At 65.6% G+C, this 17382-nt stretch carries 23 protein-coding genes; 13 read left to right on the forward strand and 10 right to left on the reverse strand.

From position 1 onward, the window contains the following. Positions 1-7: 7 nt before the first annotated feature. The 4 genes from C7I55_RS12660 to C7I55_RS28850 all read right to left on the reverse strand — a co-directional run bounded on the left by C7I55_RS12660 (position 8) and on the right by C7I55_RS28850 (position 2364). Positions 8-196: a hypothetical protein gene (locus C7I55_RS12660; protein WP_146151011.1), complete on the reverse strand. Its 189-nt coding sequence runs from the start codon at positions 194-196 to the stop codon at positions 8-10. Between the two features lie 194 nt (positions 197-390). Next, positions 391-759, reverse strand: coding sequence for a hypothetical protein (locus C7I55_RS12665; protein WP_106513354.1), 369 nt, complete (start codon positions 757-759; stop codon positions 391-393). Next, on the reverse strand, positions 759-1331 hold the full coding sequence (locus C7I55_RS12670) for a S1 family peptidase (RefSeq protein WP_106513355.1): 573 nt from the start codon (positions 1329-1331) through the stop codon (positions 759-761). The genes C7I55_RS12665 and C7I55_RS12670 overlap by 1 nt, the downstream gene beginning before the upstream one ends. Positions 1332-1368: 37 nt before the next feature. Beyond that, positions 1369-2364 carry a hypothetical protein gene (locus tag C7I55_RS28850; RefSeq protein ID WP_233222193.1) on the reverse strand — a complete coding sequence of 332 codons (996 nt, stop codon included), beginning with the start codon at positions 2362-2364 and terminating at the stop codon, positions 1369-1371. Between C7I55_RS28850 and C7I55_RS12680 the strand changes: the two genes are divergently transcribed. Together C7I55_RS12680 and C7I55_RS12690 are read left to right on the forward strand one after the other, a co-directional pair. Further along, positions 2355-2816, forward strand: coding sequence for a helix-turn-helix domain-containing protein (locus C7I55_RS12680; RefSeq protein ID WP_106513357.1), 462 nt, complete (start codon positions 2355-2357; stop codon positions 2814-2816). The genes C7I55_RS28850 and C7I55_RS12680 overlap by 10 nt on opposite strands. Positions 2817-3560: 744 nt before the next feature. Then, a complete protein-coding gene (locus C7I55_RS12690; RefSeq protein WP_106513359.1) occupies positions 3561-3845 on the forward strand; it encodes a hypothetical protein in 285 nt (94 codons plus the stop codon). A gap of 73 nt (positions 3846-3918) precedes the next feature. On the opposite strand, the gene C7I55_RS12695 is transcribed toward C7I55_RS12690, so the two are convergent. After that, positions 3919-4209, reverse strand: a complete 291-nt coding sequence (locus tag C7I55_RS12695) for a hypothetical protein (protein ID WP_106513360.1) — start codon at positions 4207-4209, stop codon at positions 3919-3921. 303 nt (positions 4210-4512) lie between these two features. Between C7I55_RS12695 and C7I55_RS12700 the strand changes: the two genes are divergently transcribed. Both C7I55_RS12700 and C7I55_RS12705 read left to right on the forward strand, forming a co-directional pair. After that, positions 4513-5079, forward strand: coding sequence for a hypothetical protein (locus tag C7I55_RS12700; protein ID WP_106513361.1), 567 nt, complete (start codon positions 4513-4515; stop codon positions 5077-5079). Between the two features lie 205 nt (positions 5080-5284). Then, positions 5285-5707 carry a hypothetical protein gene (locus C7I55_RS12705; RefSeq protein ID WP_106513362.1) on the forward strand — a complete coding sequence of 141 codons (423 nt, stop codon included), beginning with the start codon at positions 5285-5287 and terminating at the stop codon, positions 5705-5707. A 606-nt stretch (positions 5708-6313) separates the two neighbouring features. On the opposite strand, the gene C7I55_RS12715 is transcribed toward C7I55_RS12705, so the two are convergent. Continuing rightward, positions 6314-6724: an ACT domain-containing protein gene (locus C7I55_RS12715; RefSeq protein ID WP_233222194.1), complete on the reverse strand. Its 411-nt coding sequence runs from the start codon at positions 6722-6724 to the stop codon at positions 6314-6316. 162 nt (positions 6725-6886) lie between these two features. Here C7I55_RS12715 and C7I55_RS12720 point away from each other — a divergent pair, with 162 nt between their 5' ends. The 4 genes from C7I55_RS12720 (at position 6887) to C7I55_RS12735 (ending at position 10710) form a co-directional block, all read left to right on the forward strand. After that, positions 6887-8443 carry a carboxylesterase/lipase family protein gene (locus tag C7I55_RS12720; RefSeq protein ID WP_158266405.1) on the forward strand — a complete coding sequence of 519 codons (1557 nt, stop codon included), beginning with the start codon at positions 6887-6889 and terminating at the stop codon, positions 8441-8443. A 91-nt stretch (positions 8444-8534) separates the two neighbouring features. Continuing rightward, the gene (locus tag C7I55_RS12725) at positions 8535-8993 is read left to right on the forward strand and encodes a hypothetical protein (RefSeq protein WP_106513365.1); all 459 of its coding nucleotides are present in this window, start codon (positions 8535-8537) and stop codon (positions 8991-8993) included. Between the two features lie 177 nt (positions 8994-9170). Next, the gene (trhO, locus tag C7I55_RS12730; protein ID WP_233222195.1) at positions 9171-10130 is read left to right on the forward strand and encodes an oxygen-dependent tRNA uridine(34) hydroxylase TrhO; all 960 of its coding nucleotides are present in this window, start codon (positions 9171-9173) and stop codon (positions 10128-10130) included. Beyond that, the gene (locus C7I55_RS12735; protein ID WP_106513866.1) at positions 10120-10710 is read left to right on the forward strand and encodes a glutathione S-transferase; all 591 of its coding nucleotides are present in this window, start codon (positions 10120-10122) and stop codon (positions 10708-10710) included. The genes trhO and C7I55_RS12735 overlap by 11 nt, the downstream gene beginning before the upstream one ends. Before the next feature lie 8 nt (positions 10711-10718). Here C7I55_RS12735 and C7I55_RS28140 read toward each other — a convergent pair whose 3' ends face one another. Continuing rightward, positions 10719-11132 (reverse strand): hypothetical protein, encoded by a 414-nt coding sequence (locus tag C7I55_RS28140; RefSeq protein ID WP_106513367.1) that lies wholly within the window; start codon positions 11130-11132, stop codon positions 10719-10721. Positions 11133-11236: 104 nt separating this feature from the next. Here C7I55_RS28140 and C7I55_RS12745 point away from each other — a divergent pair, with 104 nt between their 5' ends. After that, on the forward strand, positions 11237-11839 hold the full coding sequence (locus tag C7I55_RS12745; RefSeq protein WP_106513368.1) for a DNA-3-methyladenine glycosylase I: 603 nt from the start codon (positions 11237-11239) through the stop codon (positions 11837-11839). Positions 11840-11990: 151 nt separating this feature from the next. On the opposite strand, the gene C7I55_RS12750 is transcribed toward C7I55_RS12745, so the two are convergent. Continuing rightward, complete coding sequence (locus tag C7I55_RS12750; RefSeq protein ID WP_106513369.1) at positions 11991-12173, reverse strand: hypothetical protein; 183 nt, start codon at positions 12171-12173, stop codon at positions 11991-11993. A gap of 244 nt (positions 12174-12417) precedes the next feature. Between C7I55_RS12750 and C7I55_RS12755 the strand changes: the two genes are divergently transcribed. Then, complete coding sequence (locus tag C7I55_RS12755) at positions 12418-13449, forward strand: SDR family NAD(P)-dependent oxidoreductase (protein WP_106513370.1); 1032 nt, start codon at positions 12418-12420, stop codon at positions 13447-13449. 70 nt (positions 13450-13519) lie between these two features. Here the strand turns inward: C7I55_RS12755 and C7I55_RS12760 are convergent, their stop codons facing one another. Next, a complete protein-coding gene (locus C7I55_RS12760) occupies positions 13520-13939 on the reverse strand; it encodes a hypothetical protein (protein WP_158266406.1) in 420 nt (139 codons plus the stop codon). A 321-nt stretch (positions 13940-14260) separates the two neighbouring features. Between C7I55_RS12760 and C7I55_RS12765 the strand changes: the two genes are divergently transcribed. Both C7I55_RS12765 and C7I55_RS12770 read left to right on the forward strand, forming a co-directional pair. After that, positions 14261-15229, forward strand: a complete 969-nt coding sequence (locus tag C7I55_RS12765; RefSeq protein ID WP_106513372.1) for a bifunctional helix-turn-helix transcriptional regulator/GNAT family N-acetyltransferase — start codon at positions 14261-14263, stop codon at positions 15227-15229. Between the two features lie 147 nt (positions 15230-15376). Beyond that, positions 15377-15655, forward strand: a complete 279-nt coding sequence (locus C7I55_RS12770; protein WP_106513373.1) for an Lrp/AsnC ligand binding domain-containing protein — start codon at positions 15377-15379, stop codon at positions 15653-15655. A gap of 46 nt (positions 15656-15701) precedes the next feature. Here the strand turns inward: C7I55_RS12770 and C7I55_RS12775 are convergent, their stop codons facing one another. Beyond that, on the reverse strand, positions 15702-16049 hold the full coding sequence (locus C7I55_RS12775; RefSeq protein WP_106513374.1) for a hypothetical protein: 348 nt from the start codon (positions 16047-16049) through the stop codon (positions 15702-15704). An 80-nt stretch (positions 16050-16129) separates the two neighbouring features. On the opposite strand from C7I55_RS12775, the gene C7I55_RS12780 reads away from it, so the two are divergent. Continuing rightward, positions 16130-17218: a spore photoproduct lyase family protein gene (locus C7I55_RS12780; RefSeq protein ID WP_106513375.1), complete on the forward strand. Its 1089-nt coding sequence runs from the start codon at positions 16130-16132 to the stop codon at positions 17216-17218. Positions 17219-17382: the final 164 nt, after the last annotated feature.

The raw sequence follows: 17382 nt of genomic DNA on the forward strand, positions 1-17382 counted from the left end.
ACCGAGATCACGGAGGCGAGATGGCGGGGTCGGAAAGGCACCCGTCCACAAGGAGCCGCAATATTCGATCCGTGGCGCGAAGCTCGAGCACCTTGCCGGCCAGAATGTCGGCCGCAGCCCGCGCATCGGTCGGAAGCGTGCCCGCAACGCCCACCTCCGGCGGAATGTCCTCGCGGGCAACGCAGGCGACTGGCACGGGCATTCGCACCGGCACGCGGCCACGGGTGCCGCAAGCGCAGAGCAAGCATGTGGCGAGGATCGCCAGTGATGCTCCGCCACTGCCTCGGCGTTCGGTGACGACCCGATCTTCTCTCGATGAAAGTTCTTTGGTCAAAGCAACGGTCCTTTCCGCCGGCCGAGGATGGCCGACACGGAGCTGCAGTGGATGCGCTACAAGCCCTTCGCGTTGCGAAGTGTCTCGCTGATCGTGCACGGGCTTCCCTGCGGGCGCGGTAGACGCGCGGATGCTCTCAGCGCTTCGGCCTGAACTTCGTGCCGGGCGTTGGCGCTCCGCGCCTCGGCAAGCGCTGCCTTGGTCTGGGCCCGCCGACGCACGCCTTCGGCGTTCAACGCTTTGATCATCGCATTCTGCTGGTCGATCGCGGCACTCGCCACGATCAGCCGCCTCTGGAGCTTGGTCGCGTGACGTTGCTCCGCCTTGAGGCATAGCCACAACACCATGGTCAAAAGTAGCAGCAGTGCGCAGAAAGCGGGCGCCGCGTGGCGCCGAATAGCGCCGGCTATGGCCAGAATGTGCATCACCGGTCTCCGCACAACTTGGTCTTGTTGAGCGCCCGCGAAAGCGTCAGGCCCGATCCGTTGCCGGCGCTGACGATCCCAACCAATTGTCCGGCTTCGTCCACGATCGGACCGCCGGACATGCCTGGGAAGACGAGACCGCGGAGCTGCGAAAGCCCGCGAAGCGCCTCATCCCGGATCTCGATGCCGTCCGTTCCGTGGAGCCGTTGAACGACCAATTTCCGGCCATGGGCAAACCCCACGGCAAAATAGGAGAAACCCGTCACAAATCCGGCGCATGTCGGGGGGACACGGATCGACGATGCCGCCGCGGTGCGGACAATGGCTATGTCGCGCGCGCCGTCTTCATGGACCAGCTCTACGGGAACATCGTCGATCGTGCAGGCACGGCCGGCGACGACATGATCGGCGGTGAGGACGAGATTGCCGTCGATCCGCACCCCGGATCCCACGACCGTCTCGCAAACGATCCGTTCGACGGTGTCGAGCTCGATGAAGAAGAGGGAGGGGATTGCCTCATTGGTCGGCGCTGGCGCCGCGCCCAGAAGCAACGCAAGGAAAGCTCGCTTCATACTTGTCTCCCGTGGCGTGATGTTTGGTTTGCAGACTTCAGCTTGGGGCGCCGGCGCGCCGCGGCGGGTGCGGAAAGGTCGGTCCGTTGGTTCGCGCCAGCCACTTCCGATATCCGCGAGGTGGCTGCGGAGGCGCGTGCTGGGGGATGTGCGGAATGTCCTGGACGCCGCAGCAGGCGGTGAAGCGCATCAGCTTCGGCGAGTGGCTCCAGCCTTGCCGGACTCCCTCAGCCACGCGGAGACGTCGAAGCTCGGACATGCCTTCGCTACCTTCGGGAAGTCCCGATGTCCGCAGATCCTCGCCTTCGGATGCTTGGCGCGCAGTTGCTCGACCAGCGTCAGCATGGCCCCCTTTTGAGCCGGCGTGCGCGTGTCCTTCGGGTTCATCTTCGCATCGACCCCGCCAGCATAGCAGATGGCGAGCGTATCGAAGTTGGGCGCGACAATGTTTTCCGCCGCCGCCGGTCTGGCTCCAGCTCGAGACCAATTTGCCCTGGCCCCCGATCGATGCCCAGAGCGCCCTGCAATGCTCGATCGCGTGGCGCTGCGGGTCATCGAACCCGGCTCCGCCCTCGGCCAGCCAGCGATCGGCGACGTTCGGGTACAGATTGCGCAGCACCTTGGTCATCTTCTGCCGGCCGCCGCCGAGCTCCCCGGACAGATCGACCACCGTCGTCTCCCGATATGTGCCATGCTGCGCGGCGAAAGCGTTGATCAACGGTTCCTGTGCCGCGGGCTTGGTCTTCCTGCGTTTGTCTTTCGTCATCTTGGCCTCCATGCCTGTTGGTGCCGGACGTCGGTCCGGCTTTGTCTCGTTTCCGCCGGTGCACGGCCAACCGCGCTGCCGCGGCGTTCGTCCGCGAAGGTTGCTCGTGCGGAGCGTCGGTTCGGCGATGCGGGTGTTTGGCTTGAGCAGCCTGGGGAGCTGCGGCGTTGGTGAAAGCCGAGCCCGATAGTGCGATAGTGCAAAAAGCATCATGAGAAAGCAAGTGCTTTTTGCACTATCGATGCTATTGCAGGCGAATGACGACACCCAATCAGCGCCTGAAGCTCGCCCGCGCCAAAAGGTTCGAGCGGGCGATCGATGCGGCCAGGGCGATGGGGGTTCCCGTTGCCACCTATAACCAGCATGAGAATGGCCTGCGCGGCTCCGGGAGCATCCCGCGGAGGGCCGCGGAGCGCTACGCCGCGTTCTTCGGCGTTTCGCTCGATTGGCTGCTCACCGGACGCGGCGCTGATCCCGCAGCGGACGATCCGCTCCCTAGTGAAGCGGAGCTGGAAAGGATGGTCGAGATTGCGATGCTGGAGCTTCCGGCCGGTGCACGGCTCGCGGACTTTCCGCATATCGTCGGCCCAGCGCTGCATGCGCAGCTAGTGCAATTTCGATCTGCTCACGGAGTGCGGTCGAGCCCGGACGCAGCGACCGTTCCCGGCACAGACGCTCGATCTCGTGCGCCCACCAGCCCAGGCGCGAGGGCAGGATAGCGCATTCCATGGGACAGGACGGACATCCTGCTTCGCAGGCGGGCTCCTGAAGGAGCAGATGGTTTCGGACGGGCACGACTCGACTCTCCTGTTCTCACTTTGTTCTATACAGAAGTCGCGAAAATCGCAAGGATTGATGCCTCCATTCTGGCGCCGATTGCACGCGGGATAGACCAGCCAACCGCTGACTTGCGGGCTTTTCGATCGGGGATGATGCGTTTCGCACTTGACTCTGAGGCGTGCATTGTGCATCAAGTTTGTCTGGTTCTTGGGAGCATAAGCGATGGCTGCACAGGAAGAGCAAGGGCCGACAGCGTTGGCGGCCGCGGACGAACATGCAGGATCGCTCTCCGCTTGGGAGGCCGCGATCGCACCCACGTCCAGTCCGTGGATCATCGAGTCCGGAGGTGACGCGACGGTCGTGCGAGCCGCTGCATCGGGGCGGAAGATTGCCGCAACGGGGATGTGCCGCCTGCCGCCCCGACGGCGGAGCGAATCGCGCGAAGCCTATCAGCGGAGATTTTGCCGGCATCGATCCGAGAACGAGGCCAATGCGCGCCTCATCGCGGCCGCTCCCGATCTGTTCGACGCCCTGCAGGCCTGCGTCACTGCTGGAGCCGCCGAGGGCGTGGCAATGAGCCCAGCCGTTGCCGCCCGGGCTCGGGCGGCCCTCGCCAGAGCCTGCGGCCGGAATTTGGACAGGGCGGGCATCGGGCCCTCCGAACCCGGCGCGCGGCGCCAGGCATGAAGTACGCAACCTTCACCAGCGATGGCCGGGCCTCTCCGCTGGCATGGGGAGAAGAGCCGGACCGCCGCAGCGATCGCGAGAAGCTCCTCGAGGCCATCGACCGCCATCTGCTCAACGCCGCATCGTTGGGGCGTCTCTGCGCCTCCGCGCAGCAGATCGACGAGGTGGCGTTTGCCGCTGCCGAGAAAGCCCGCGAGGACAGCGAGGCCCAGCTCGTCCGGCTCGTCGAAGATGTCGTGCTGGTGCCTTATGATCGGTTGCTCAAGGCTATGATGGCCTGAGCAAGGTGCCGTTCGTCGGCCTGCGCCGGCCTGCCTCTCTCGCCTTGCCGTTGCTGTCTTCGAAGCGTCGGTCTCAGGCGAGGCAGACCAGGAGATCGGCAAGTTCGCCTGCCAGAGTGTCGTCGGGCACCTCGAGCGCGCTGAAGATGCTGGCGATCGCTTCCTGTCGCTCCCGGCGGCGACTCTCGGCGGCATGGGCCAAGCCGCTCTTGTCGCCGAAGAGCTGGTCGAGATATTCGGAAGCAAGGCGTTGGTGCGCAAGCGCGGCTTCCGGACCGGCGCAGGCGGCATGCGCAGCCTCCGTCTCGGCACGCAGAAACAGGTAATCGGAGTCCGGAACGTCGGATTTGGGCACAAGTCCCATGGCTCGCCTCTTCAACACGCACACTCGGCATTTACGGATCGCTAATTTTGGTTAAGAAATAGTTAACGCCCCCCCCCCCTGTTGGGGAGGAAAAGGCGCTGGCCTGAGCGGGCGGCGGGGGAATGAGGCTGCCCGCGGACTCGCCGGAGATGAGCCCGCATCGACACGCTTCGGGCACAATCGTCTTGCGCGCCTGCACATTTTCTCCATCCTGGCCGCGTCACCTCTGCAAACCATCGTACGATCAGACCGGCTGAAACCGGCTAATGCGCCGAGAGCCGGCAGCTGCAAGGGAGATGGCACATGACGGGACAACGGAACATCGCACGGGGCGGGATCAACTGGAGGCTGATTGGTTGGACGGTCGCAGCCGCCTTGCTGCTGATGCCGGTCCTGGCCATGCAGGCCACGCCGGAAGTTGCCTGGGGGCCGGGCGACTTCGCGGCATTCGCGCTCGTTTTGGGGGGAGCGGGCCTCGCTTGCGAGTTCCTGATGCGCAAGGCCGCGAACCCGTCCTACCGCGCCGCCAGCTGTGTGGCAGCGGGCGCCGGCCTTCTTCTTCTCTGGGCGAATGCCGCCATCGGCCTGATCGGATCGGAGGGAGAGAATGCCAATCTGCTCTATTTCGGGGTGCTTGCAATTGCCGTCGTCGGCGCCGCAATCGGAGGCTTCCGTGCCCGTCGCATGGTGCACGCTTGCGTCGCTGCCGCGCTTGGGCAGGCTGCGGTACCGGTGATTGCACTGTCCGCCGGCTGGGCGTCGGTCGAGATGGTCGGATCCGCTGACGTCCTGATGGTCAGCGGCGGCTTCATTGCGCTTTGGCTCGTCGCGGCAGCCTTGTTCCGCAAGGCGGCGCAGAGCGCGCAATAGGCGGGCAGCCGCACGTCGGACGAGTCGAAGGACGCTGCTCTTCCGCGACAATGTCGAGCCAGTTCGGCCCCAACCGGCTCCTCCTCATGATGGAAATCTCGGGTGTGATCGAGAAGTGGCAGATGATGGCCGGTGCTTCGCCGCGGCACGTGCATGTGCTAAGCGCGCCTGGCACGCGGATCGCTCCGCATTGGGAAGACAGCCGATGATGGCGTTCAAGGTCCTGCTTCCGCTCCTCGGTGCCGCGCCCGTGACCGCCGACGGCGCCCTCACGGCTCCCGAGCGCATCGCGGCGGCAAAGGCGGCGGGCTTCCGTGTTCAGGGCGCGAACATCTTCAACGAATGCGATGCCACAGCCGACATGATCTCGTTCGAGCGGCAGGATCTGAATGGTGATGGCGTCGACGAGATCGTCGTTGCCGATGGCGGCGCCTGTTACGGCGCTGCGGGTGCGATGTTCGTCGTCCTTCGCAAGGTCGATACCGTTTGGCAGCCGGTCCTGACGGCACGGGGGATCATGTCGCCGCTTCCGGCACGGCACGATGGCTGGCGCGACATCGAGATCGGCGGCCCCGGCTTCGGCAAGATTCCGGTCGCGCGCTGGAACGGCGCTCGATACGTCTACTGAGCACGGCATCCAGTGCGGCCTATTCACCATCAATATGTTCAGGCTGCGCGCGAATGTGAGCTTGGAGCCGGGCGGCGGCAATGCGCACGCGGCTGAGCATATGCCTCAGGAAGCGGCGCTATCCGTCTGCCGAGGATGCGCTCGCGGCAGCGTGCCGCGATGGGCTCACGCTCAGGCCTTATCGCTGCGATCGCTGCCTGCAGTACCACCTGACGAGCCGAACCCGGGGCAAATGGTTCCCTCGCCGCGATCTTGGCCCGTCCACGCCTTCGTCGTAAATGCCCGTTGCACGGGCCCGCGCCTGGCGGAGATCGCCCCAGAGCGCCATCGCCGCTATCCGGCCCGGGAGAGGCAGCGACTATCCGCGGCCGTTCGACCTTCCGCTCGCCGGTCGGGAGGTCCGCAACCGGGCAACAACCGGTGGACTTAGGATTTCGTCGCCAATCATGTCATCGTCCCGCAGTGCTGCTGGCGATGAGCATGCCGGAAGCCTCGACGGTCCACTATTCCGACGTGGACCTTATCTGGAGGCCCGCCGGTGATCAGCAGCATCGCGACGGAACGCCCCATCGCGGTGAGCCTTGGGGGGCCGTGACCCGCGCCGACTTATCGATATGTCGTCTGTAAGGCATCCAGGGCGGCGAGGGCCGGCTCCGCCAGCGCCGCCGGCACGAACAGATGATCATGATGATAGGCGGCGATCACGTTGCACGGGATATCGCATGCCGCAAGCGCAGCCGACACGGCGGCGGTGAGGCCGACACCGTCCAGCGCCGAATGGACCCCCAGCGTGATCTGCCGCATCGGCTGCGCGCAGTCGAAGCCGAGCTCGAGAGCATCCGCCAGCGCCAGTACGAAGGAATGGCCTTCGGCTTCCATGAACATGGCGACGGCCAAGCCCCAGCACCTGTCTGCCAGCGCCGCGTCGCGCGTGCTGCAGAAGATGAACTCTCCTTCCCGCAGCAGCGGCGTCATCGCCGCGATCATCGCATCCCGGTCCCGGACGATCGATCCCAATGAGGCATCCTTTCTTGAACTCTGGACCCGAGCCTTGGCGCAATGGGTGAAGCCCACTGCCGGATTCCTAGGCGTTTGCGCCGCCGATTTCGAACTCCGCTTGCCCGCGCCTGCGGCGTTTCTATGCTGCAAGGATCGATGGGAGAAGGGGACGTGTTTCGAATGCCGCTCCGTTATGCACTCTGCGCGTTCCTGGCCTTCTCGCTCGCTGCCGCGGCACCATCTGCTGATGGGCCGGTGGTGGCAACCCGCAGCGGCCGGATCCAGGGGCTCGATCAGGGCGCCGTCCACGCATTCCTCGGCATCCCGTTCGCCGCGCCGCCGGTCGGCGAAAACCGCTGGCGTTCGCCGCAGCCCATCCGCGCGTGGTCGGGGATCCGTTCGGCCGAAGCGTTCGGCGCAAGTTGCTGGCAGGCCGTCTCGCCGGAGGGCTTCGGCCCGTGGAGCCGCGAATATGTCGTCCAGGGGAATGTCAGCGAAGACTGCCTGACGTTGAACGTCTGGAGGCCTGCGGCGGCGGTTCAGGGCCGCCGCCCGGTGCTGGTCTTCATCCACGGCGGCGGCTTCAACTCGGGCGCGGGGTCGATCCCGATCTACGAGGGGCGGGCGCTCGCGTCCCGCGGCATCCTGGTGGTGACAGTGAACTACCGGGTGAATGTCTTCGGCTTCCTGGCGCACCCCGATCTGACCCGCGAAGCCGGCCGCTCGGTGCCGACCAATTTCGGCCTGCAGGACATCATCGCCTCGCTCCGCTGGGTGCAGGACAATATCGCCAGGTTCGGAGGCGATCCCGATCGGGTGACGATCGCCGGCCAGTCCGCGGGCTCGAGCGCGGTCCACGATCTGATCGCCGCGCCCGCCGCCCGCGGTCTGTTCCACCGCGCCATCGCGCAGAGCGGTTTTCCGGGCCGACGGCCGCTGCCCACATTGGCCGAGGCGGAGAAGGATGGTCTCGCCTTCGCCGCGGACAAGAGGGCCCCGACGCTCGCGGCGCTTCGCGCGCTCCCGCCTGAGGCGTTGCAGGCTTCCCGGGGCGGCAACGTCATCCGCTTCGCTCCGGTGATCGACGGGCGGCTGCTGCCGCTCTCGCCCGATGTGGCGCTGCGCACGAAGCGTGCGACGGTGGTTCCGGTGCTGGCCGGCTTCACCGCGGACGAAGACAGCGCCCTGGCGCGTGATTACGGCTCCGCAGATGCCGCTGTCCTCGAGCAATTGATCCGGGAAACGGCCGGCGAGGCCGCCCCGGTCGCAACCTCTCTGTATCCGGCTGCGACCGAAGCCGAGCGGGCGCGATCCAACGTCCAGCTTCATCGCGATCGATGGGCCGCCTTGCTCTACAGATGGGCCGCCGACCGTGCCCGGTCCGGCAAGGCTTCGACATTCGGCTATCTGTTCAGCCGGGTCGCGCCGGGGCCGCAATCGGCCCGCTGGGGCGCCTTCCACTCGTCCGAAATCCCCTATGTGTTCGGCACCCTCGATGCCGCGCCCGAACGCGGCTTCACGGCAGCGGACCGTGCATTCTCGGATCGTGTCTCGGCCTATTGGGTGAACTTCGTCACATCGGGAGACCCCAATGGTCCGGGCCTGCCCGCCTGGCCCGTGTTACGGCTCGAGGATCCGCACATCCTGCGGCTCGGTGATCCGCTCGCCCCAGATCGGCTGCTCTCGCCCGAAAAGCTGAACTGGGTGCGCGCAAGCATTGCTCCGCAGACGAAGTGAGGCTCGCCAGCTTTGGGCACGAAACGAGGCCTTCGTGGACGGGAGGGCGGGCTGATCCTCAGCGATGCCCTCGGGGGCAAGGGAGCATGCGATGCGGGCGAACGATGATCTGAGGGCGGAATATCTGCTGATCCAGGCGCAATATGAGGCTTATGATCAGCGCGCATTGACCTTGAAGGGGTTCGCGACCCCGCTGCTCGGCGCCGGCCTGGCGGTCGGAGTCGGCGGGGAAGACAGCTTGGTTCTGCTCGGCACCGCCTTCGTAGCTGCGGCGCTCTGGCTGCTGGAGGCAATGTGGAAGAGCTTCCAATATTGCTTTGCCGCCCGGATCGAGGCGATCGAGGCCTGGTATCTCGGCGAAGGCGACGAGCATTTCCCGCCCTTTCAGATCTTCACCGAATGGGGCCGCGCGTGGAGATCGCACTATCGAACGTGGCGCGCATTGCCGCCTATCTTGCGGCTCGGCTTCGTCGCACTGCCATATGCGGTCGTGATCGCCTTCTCGCTCCTTGCCATCGCGGTGGTCGAGTTCGGTCGAATCGCTGCCTGATATTGGATCGGCCAAGGGGCCGGGTGTGGACGAACATGGGCCGCCACCTTATCTGCGCCGGATCATGAACCATCGCGTCTTCCTTTTCCGCGATCCATCGCGCGGGTCTGCGCTGTCGGCGGCACATCGATGCGGCGATATTCCGCGTGCTTGCGTCCCCGCGGCAGAGGGCACGGCGTGACCGAGGCCGCATTGCCGATCCGTGTCGTCGCACTCTACAAGTTCACGCCGCTCCGCGATCTGGATGCCATTCGGGACGCGCTCGACCGCCGTTGCCACGCGGAGGATATCAAGGGGACGTTGCTGCTCGCCGACGAGGGGATCAACGGCACGATTGCAGGAGCCGACGACGCGATCGAGCAGGTGCTCGGCGACATTCGTGGCCTGCCGGGCTGCGCGGACCTGGAGATCAAGGACTCGCGCGCGAAAGCGCCGCCCTTCCTGCGGATGAAGGTCCGGATCAAACGCGAGATCGTGACGATGGGCAAAGCCGATGTCGATCCGTTGCGCGGCACCGGCCATTATGTCGCACCGGAGGACTGGAATGCGCTGATCGACGATCCCGACACGATCGTCATCGACACGCGCAACGATTACGAAGTGGCCGTCGGCACCTTCGCCGGCGCGATCAATCCTTGCACGAGAAGCTTCCGCGACTTCCCAAGCTGGTTCGAAGCGCATCGGGAGATGCTCGAGGGGGAGGGGGGCCGCAGACCGAAAATCGCGATGTTCTGCACGGGTGGGATACGCTGCGAGAAATCGACTGCATTCCTGAAGAGCGAAGGGCTCGACGAGGTCTACCATCTGAAGGGCGGCATCCTCGCTTACCTCGAGACGATCCCGTCCGATCAGAGCCGCTGGCAGGGCGACTGCTTCGTGTTCGACGAACGCGTGACCGTCGGACATGGTCTGCAACCCGGCGACTACGTTCTTTGCCGGGCCTGCCGGATGCCGGTCGGGCCGGAGGAGCGTGCCTCTCCGTTCTATGTCAGCGGGATCAGTTGTCCCGCCTGTCACGCCGACCGGACGGACGCGCAGCGCGAACGCTATGCCGAGCGCGAGCGCCAGGTCCGGCTCGCGGAGGCGCGGGGGGAAGCGCACGTCGGCGCGGCGATTGCGGACCGTGATCCTGACTGAGCCTTTGCTCTACAGTTTCCGGCGCTGTCCCTATGCGATTCGTGCCCGGATGGCGCTTGCGGTCAGCGAGACGGCCTGTACGATCCGCGAGGTGTCGCTGAGAGACAAGCCGGCAGACCTGATTGCCGCCTCGCCCAAGGCCACCGTTCCCGTCCTCGTCCTTGCCGGCGGGAACGTGCTCGATGAAAGTCTGGACATCATGCGGTGGGCGCTGCGCCGCAACGATCCCGAGCGGTGGCTGGACGGCGACGATGCCGGGCTGATTACCGCCAACGATGGTCCCTTCAAGCACCACCTCGATCGCTACAAATATCCGGACCGCTTCGGGTCGAATCCAGCCGCGCATCGCGCTGCGGGGCTCGATATCCTCGCCGCCCTGGAAGCGCGCTTGATCGGCAGCGCCTGCCTCTGTGGGCAAACGCGATCGCTCACCGATGCCGCGATCCTGCCCTTCGTCCGTCAGTTCGCCGCAGTCGATTTCGCCTGGTTCGAAGCGCAGACGCTGCCGGCACTTCGCCGCTGGCTGAAGAGCGAGCTTGCCTCGCCGCTCTTCGTGCAGGTGATGAGTCCGGTACGATGAAAGGCCGTTCAGGGTCGGTCGTCGTGCGCGGCCGCTCGCGGCCGGTCGGCAACGGGTGAGGCGAGGCGCGCCGTCAGTCCGACGAAGACGAGAAACGCGATTTGGCTCAGCAGGAACGGATCGTTGACGACGGCATCGAGAAACCCGCGCGTATCCCGATGAGCTGACACGAACCACAGATTATGCACGACGTTCGAGGCGATGATCGCCATCGTTCCCGCAATCCCGATCCTCGGCCGGAGGAAGAGCAGAAACGCCGCGAGCGGATCGAGCAATGTCAGGCTGCTCCAATAGGCAGCCGTCGGCCAGGGCAGGTGCTCCGGCAACCACCCCTGAGCAAGAATCGAACGCACGTGGTTCATCGTCGCGCCCGCGAGGCAGGCTGCGTACAGGCTTCGAATGATGAGGCTGCGCGCGAACATCGCTTTCGCTAACCTATCGCGGTCCCCGCGACGAGCGTCGGACTGGCAGTTCGTTTCACCTCAAAAACGATAGCTGCCTGCGAATGGCACGTTAAGGAGGCCGCATGAATACGATCTTCCCCGACGGCAAGCCACGCTGCAAGTGGGCCGAATCGGCACCCGAATTCCTCGCCTACCACGACCGGGAATGGGGCTTTCCAGTCGCCGACGATCGCCGGCTGTTCGAGAAGATCTGCCTCGAAGGCTTCCAGTCGGGCCTGAGCTGGCGCACCATCCTGAACAAGCGGGAACGCTTCCGCGCCGTCTTTGCCGGATTCGATTTCGACGCGGTTGCAGGCTTCGGCGAAAAGGATGTGGAGCGGCTGCTCGCGGATCCTGGGATCGTGCGCCACCGCGGTAAGATCGAGGCGACGATCAACAATGCCCGCCAGGCGGTGGAACTGGTGCAGGACGCCGGATCGCTCGCCGCCTATTTCTGGCGCTTCGAGCCCGATCCGGCGGGTCTTGCCGCACCCCAGACCGCCTCGACCTCGGCCGTGTCGGTCGCGCTCTCGAAGGATCTGAAGCGCCGCGGCTGGCGCTTCGTCGGACCGACCACCGTCTATGCGTTCATGCAGGCGATGGGTCTGATCAACGACCATGCCGAGCACTGCGCCGTCCGGGGTGAAGCAGCGAACGCACGCATGGGTTTCGTGCGGCCGGTGTAAGCCGGGACACATCCTCCGCTCGCGGTCCTGATCCTGGTGCGCGGCTGCTCGCCGACCGCCTGCGCGACGTGGTGGCGTCTCGATGACGAGCGTCCACCAAGACCGTCTCCCGGAGGCAAGCCTGCTTCTGCTCCGGTGAGGCTCAGCGTGCCTAGGCCCGGAGCGCGGCCACGGAGCTGCCAGAGCTCTCGTCGAGCGCCTTGATCCGGCCCATGTGCAGGGCCGACAAACGCATATGGGCCTCTGCGACCGATCGGTGCTCCGCCTGATAGGCAAGGTCCATCTCGATGCGCGCGCGTTCCAGATGATAATGTTTGTCTCTGTCGGACAGCATTCTCATCGCCGCGCTTACCGCATAAAGGATGTACCTGCCCGCTGACGCGCAACTGCATCAAGAAGCTAAAGAATTTTCTCGGAACCGCCCGCCGTCGTTGACCCGGCCGGCGATCCTCGCACGTCGATCCTTTGCCTGATCTGGATCAGGCAAATATCGGCGGTCGGCTGTGCAACCGGGCCACCCGGCTACCGTTCGGCGACTCGATGCCCTTCGAAGCGGGCTGGAGGTCGGGAGGCATGGCATGCGGCTCGTGAACACGGTGATGGTCGTCCTGGCGTTGCTCACGGTGGGTGGCGCACTTTCGGGCTGCGCCGCGCCGACCCATCTTCGTGCTTCGGACGGCGCCCGCATCCAGGGCCGAACCTATGTCGTCGTCGGTGCATCGAGCGGCTTCGGGCGCGGTGTTGCGGAGCGGCTCGGTGCAAACGGTGCCAATGTCGTGCTCGCCGCCCGCCGCGCCGAATTGCTCGAGGAGGTCGCCGGCCAGGTGCGCAGCGCCGGGGGCACCGCGCTGGTGGTGCCGACCGATGTCGGTCGGCCGGAAGACGTTGCTCGGCTGGCGGAGGCGGCGCTCGCGCGCTTCGGACGCATCGACGTGTGGATGAACATCGCCGGCGTCGGCGCGATCGGCCGCTTCGAAGAGATCCCGATCGAGGATCATAGCCGCATCGTTCAGACCAATTTGAACGGTGTGATCTACGGCAGCCACGCGGCGTTGCGCCAGTTCAAGGCGCAGGGCTACGGCATTCTCGTCAACATGGGATCGGTCGAAAGTCAGGTGCCGCTCGCTTACCATTCCTCCTACGCCGCCACGAAGGCGGGGGTCTGGGCGCTCGGGCGGACCCTGAACGAGGAGTTGCGCCTCGCCGGCGTCGGCAAGACGATCAAGGTGGTGACGGTCATGCCTTGGGCGGCGGATACGCCCTTCTGGTCCCACGCCGCCAACTATTCGGGGCACAAGCCGCGCATGATCCTCATGGACGATCCGGACAAGGTTGCCGAAGCGATCGTGTGGGTTTCCCTCCATCCGCGGGAGGAACTGCCCGTCGGATGGAAAGCGCAGACCGCGTCGACCTTCCACACCATTCTGCCCGATCTCACCGAGCGCATTTCAGCCGACATCGTTCACCGAGAGATGGCCAAGGGCAGCCCGGATCCGGCCACGACCGGCGCGGTTCACCGCCCGATGGAGGAAGGCCGCGGCGTCGAAGGCGGCGTGCGCAAGCGCATGGACCGGGAGGACAAGGCGCGAAAGCAAAGCGGGCCGCGGTGACGGCGCTCGGGGCGGTGCGGCTCGGCAGATTCCTCTTTCGCGAGCGATGCTCCGGCGAGACGCTGGCCGATCAGGACGCGCGCGAAGCAGCCGTGGTGGCAAGGGTTCCGAGGCGCGCCTTCAAAGCGTCTCGATCCCCGCCGACGCGGCTGGTCACCACTACGACCGTATTCGCACCCTTCTGAACGGCCGCAACGGCGACGTCCTGAACGACGTTCGGGCTTTCCGCGCGGCTGGCGATGATCACCTGGCCGCCTGCGTCGAAAGGCTCGCGCGTGAGCTTGGTCTGCTTGAACGGGTCGACCACGCCCGCTTCGAACGTGCCGAGCTCATCGTCGACCGTGGATTCGGAAATCCGCACCTGGAACGTCCTTCCACCCGGTCCGTCACCCCAGTCGCACGCGCGGATACCCTGCTTGGCGAGGCTCTCCTCCTGGGTTGCCGCGGTCACGTCCGGGAAGGCGGCCTTTGCTTCTGCCATGGTGAGCAACGCGCACGCGCCTTCTCCGGATGTCGCATCCGCCGCCTCGGACTTCGCAGCCGCAGTTGCCGAAGCATTGCCGGCTCCGCTCTCGTTCCCCGAACCGCATGCCGTGATCAATCCGAGGCACATCACGAAGATCGTTCGCGGGTGGGGAAATGGACCGGTCCGAGTCATCATGGCCTCCAGGAGAGTGCCGTTGCGCGGCATGATCGTGGCAATGGGCGCTTGCGCTGGTCTTGAGTCAACCGCGCGATGGGCATGCCGCCTGACCATTGACACGCCGTTCGAATTACATAACAAGGTATATAACCTTGCATGAGGTGTGATATGGCGGATTTGATCGCGGAGCTCGGGCCGATCTTCCTGGGCAGTCGGCTGAAGCGGCTGGCCGAGCGCTTCCAGACCAGCGCAGCGCGGGTCATTGCGGAGGCCGGCTTGCCCGTTCAGCCGGGCCACATGCCCTTGCTGACTGCCCTCGATCGGGGGCCGATGACGGTCGGCCAACTGGTCGAGGTGATCGGATCGAGCCAGCCGGGAATCACCCGCAGCGTCGGGCAATTGGTGGCTCTCGGTCTCGTCGCGTCGGAGCGCGGTGCCGATCAGCGCGAGCGCCGGCTCTCGCTCACGCCGGCTGGCGATGCGGCGATAGCGCGGACCAGGGCGTTGATCTGGCCGCGGGTCGAAGCCGCCGTCGCCGATCTGTGCGGCAGTGTCTCCGGTTCGTTCCTGGAGCAGATCGCCGGTCTGGAGGCCGCCTTGGCGCGGCAGCCGCTGGAGGCGCGAGTCCGTGAGAGGCGAATCCCGCTGACCATCCTCGAATATACCGATGCTCTGGCCGGGGATTTCCACAACCTCAACGCGCGCTGGATCGAGGAGATGTTCTCGCTGGAGCCGACGGACAGGGACGTGCTCGAAAACCCGCGCGCGCGCATCATCGAGCCCGGCGGCACGATCCTGTTCGTCGCGGCGGAGGGGCTGGGCGTCATTGGAACCTGCGCCTTGCAGAAGACAGGCGAGGGCCGGTTCGAGCTGACCAAGATGGCGGTTCGCGACGACGCCCGCGGCCTCAAGGCGGGTGAGTTCCTGCTTGCCGCCATCCTCGAGCGTGCCGAGGCGATCGGTGCACGGGAACTCTATCTCCTCTCGAACACGCTCTGCGCTGCCGCCGTTCACCTCTACGAGAAATGCGGCTTCGAGCATGATGCGCAGATCATGGAGGCCTATGGCGCCCGCTACGAGCGGTGCAACGTCGCGATGCGCTATCGCCGTCCCGCCGAGGTGGCACGCATCGCCTGATGGCGATCGTGGATGCGCATCGGACCTGCCGGGAAGGCGCCTTTTCGCCGTGTTTTGCACCGCGCCCGGTCGGCTCTATGGGGAGGCGGACGTCGGCGCGCAGCGACACCAGCGGTGCATCGACCGACCGGAAAGAGGGACGGCGCAATGCAATTTTTCATCTTCATCCGCTGCAAGCCCGGCAAGACGACCGAGGTCGGGCTGTCGATGGTCAAGAAGCGCCTGAAGGAAGTGCAGGAGATCCATTCGATCAGCGGCGATTGGGATCTGATGGTCCGGGCTCTCGTGACCCCTCGCGGTGTCGAGGCCGATTTCGAGAGCAACGTGATGGAAACCCTGCTCGCCGATCAGTGGGACAATGTCGTCCGAACCCAGACGATCATCGGCTACCGGGTGTTCAATCCGGAGGATTCGTTCGTCGAGTAGAAAGTCTGGCGGCTCAGAAGCCGTGTCGCCGAGGCGGGAGCTCCGGTCACGTGCCGGGATCGCGGCCCTCAATCGACCGCGAGTCCCACCACTGCCGATAGGGTGAGTTCTTGACGAGCGTCCGGTTGAGATCGGGCGTCCCGTCCGTCCACCAGACGGGGCCGCGCTCCCCAAGGGCCCGCTTGGCCTGATCGACGGCTGCGCGCGCTCGCACCAGCGCCTGCGCGTCGCCGGCGGCGGCTCGGACCGCGCGCCGCGCGTTCATGAGCTGATCGACGAGCGCCTGCCGCGTCTGCTCGGGTAGATCGGGGTTGGAGGCCCGCCACAAGCGCGCGCCGCTCGTGCCTTCGACGATGAGATAGCGTCCATCGGGCGTTCTCGGCGGTGTCGTCATCTGGTGGGCAGAACCGACGGGACATCGACGCCGTTCCTGCCGGTTCGGGAGCCTCGTGCCCCGCCGCGGATTACCACAGCATGCAGCAACCCGTCTCTTCTCCCTCTGATCGTCCGGCCCGACTGTGGCGGCCGAAGCGTGTCCTCGTTACCCGGTCCGCGAGGTCGTGGGAGCATGGCCGCGCCATGGCCGATCGCGCACACGCTCTTGGGCTTGAAGTCGTGGACTTGCCGTCCGACCGCTTGATGCTCGATCGCTGGTCCGATCCGCGGCGCGCCTACGCCGAGGCCAAACAGACGCTGGCGATCGTCAACGCGCCGCCGTCGAAGCGGCGTCTGCAGCCGATTGCGCCCAGCGCCGACTGGCGCGTCGATCTTGCCGAGGGGTGCCCGGCACATTGCAGTTATTGTTATCTCGCGGGCTCGTTGAAGGGGCCGCCGGTCACGCGCGCGTACGCGAACCTGCCCGAAATCTTCGCGGCTCTTCCGGAGTATCTCGGAAAAGGTTTGGTGACCTCTCGATCGCGGCAGCGCTTCAGCGAAGGCACGACCTACGAAGCGTCGTGCTACACCGATCCACTCGCGATCGAGCATCTGACTGGCTCCCTCTCTGCCCTGGTAGCGTTCTTCGGCACCTGGGACGTGGAGGCGCAATTGCGGTTCACGACCAAATTCTCGGCGGTAGAGCCGCTTCTCTCCATTGCGCACGGCGGTCGAACGCGCGTGCGCGCCTCTCTGAACCCTCCGGTCTTCGCGCGGCACGAGGGCGGCACGAGCCCGGTTGCCGATCGCATCGCGGCCCTCCGGCGCCTTGCGGAGGCGGGATATAAGATCGGATTGACGATCGCACCGATCATCGCCGCGAGCGGGTGGCAGGAAGCCTATGGGACCCTGATCGACAGGATCGGCGAGGCGCTGCGAGGCATGCCTGTGGATCTGACCGTCGAACTGATCACGCACCGCTATACGGCAGGGTCCCGGGAGGTGCTGACCAGCTGGTATCCCGGATCCGATCTCGACATGTCCGACGGCAACCGGGTTGAGAAGCGCACCAAATTCGGCGGCGTCAAATATGTCTACGACGCACAGATCATGGGGGAGCTTCGCCGCTTCTTTCAAACCCGCATCGAGTCCGTTTTGCCCACCGCCAGGATCCTGTACTTCACCTGAGGCGAACGGATCGGCACCCAAGGCAGCAGAGCTGGGCAGATCTGTTTCCCTATCCTTTTCCTTGCGGCGCAAGGACGGTCGCCCAGGATGCAGGCATGCGGCCGAAATCGATGGAGCGATCCTTTCGACCATTGTCAAACGCGGATCGGTCGGCGACATGGAAG

It is taken from the genome of Allosphingosinicella deserti, from assembly GCF_003012735.1.
Taxonomy (GTDB): Bacteria; Pseudomonadota; Alphaproteobacteria; order Sphingomonadales; family Sphingomonadaceae; genus Allosphingosinicella; species Allosphingosinicella deserti.